The organism is Novacetimonas pomaceti (genome assembly GCF_003207955.1).
In the GTDB taxonomy this organism is placed as follows: domain Bacteria; phylum Pseudomonadota; class Alphaproteobacteria; order Acetobacterales; family Acetobacteraceae; genus Novacetimonas; species Novacetimonas pomaceti.
On the sequence record NZ_NOXG01000095.1, the window covers coordinates 1 to 1,318 of the forward strand.

The 1,318-nt window shown below is 60.8% G+C and carries 1 protein-coding gene and 1 pseudogene; both read left to right on the plus strand.

Features of this window, described 5'->3' with window-relative positions; translation table 11 throughout:
* The coding region (locus tag CFR71_RS15755; protein ID WP_207781412.1) for a DotG/IcmE/VirB10 family protein at positions 1-430 on the plus strand (430 nt) is incomplete at its 5' end.
* Between the two features lie 402 nt (positions 431-832).
* Positions 833-1,318: pseudogene (locus CFR71_RS15760) on the plus strand (hypothetical protein); the annotation flags it as partial.

The following is a 1,318-nucleotide window of genomic DNA, read 5'->3' on the forward strand; positions in this document are numbered from 1 at the left end:
AAGGGCCGGGGGACATCTGAACAGGCTGGTTGTCCGCGTTGATCAGGTCTTCCATAAGAATGATCCGACCCCGATCCAGGTCGAAGGTATGGTGGTTGCGCCGGACACCATGGAAGCTGCGGTAGCCTCAAGCGTTGACCAGCTATACGTTGAGCGCTTTGTTCTTCCCGCCGCAGCCGCCTTTGTCCAGGGGCTCGGGCAGGCGATCGAGATGACGTCGAACACGACCGGTTCGATCGGAGCCCTCGGCAACGTCAACTACGTCCAGTCACTGAATTTTCCGCAACAACTGGGCGTGGCGGCCGGTGCAGCGGCCTCGCAGGTCAACAGCGCGCTCATGCAGCAGATGCCGACCCAGCCGCGCGTAAACCTTGCCGCTCAGGTCAGTGTTGGCGTGATCTTCATGTCGGACGTCGTCATGAAGAAGTAAGTTTTCGAGCACCGGTCGCATGATATTGGCGAATTCTGCACTCTCTACCAGAAGGCAGCATTCACCATGACCTCAGCCGCAACCGCAACGACGTCCCGGGATCCGTTCAGCGCGGATCGCGGCATCGAATCTGTTCCGTTCCGCAAGCTGGGCACAATGCCCGAGCCTGACCCTTCGCCCGAGGCGGACATAATTGCCGAGCCTCCCTCCCCTCACCTTCAACCTGTGACAGCAGCACCTGACAGGAACCGACCCGTTCCACATGCAATAGCCCTTTTCAGGGCGCTTCCGCGCCGCAGGCAGGTCATCATCGCGGGTACTGCCGTCGGCAGTCTGCTCTCCCTCTTCCTCGTGATGGGCATAGCAAAGAGGCAGGCGTCTCCCCTGGGCCAGGAAGTCGGAATGATTTCCGCCCCGCTACCATCAGGCCCCAAAGCGTCTCCAGCGCCGGGGCACTCACCTACATCATTGCCATCACCCCCGGCACCTCAGGTCTCGGCTACAGATGAGGATCTCAAGGCACTCCTTGCTATGAAAAAGCCGCCCCATCCCGCCGTCCCAACACCGGCAACTATGCCGACCGAGAACACGCCTGCGCAGAGACACGATATCGGCATCGAAAACGCTGTTCCGACGGACGATGCGGTCCAGAAAGCGACCCGCCTGCAAGCGGCTCCCATGACATCGGATGACCAGTTGCAGGTGCTGAAGCTTGTGACGGAAGAAGCAGCACTGGTGCAGCGGACCCGTAGCGAGATCGCAGCACTCCGGCAGGATCTTGACCGACTGCGTATCGCAGATACGGCAAAGGCTTCGGATCTCAACCGCCGGATGTCGCTCCTCGAAGCGAAACGAGCCGTGGCCGACGCCGAAGCGCCCCCGTCAGAT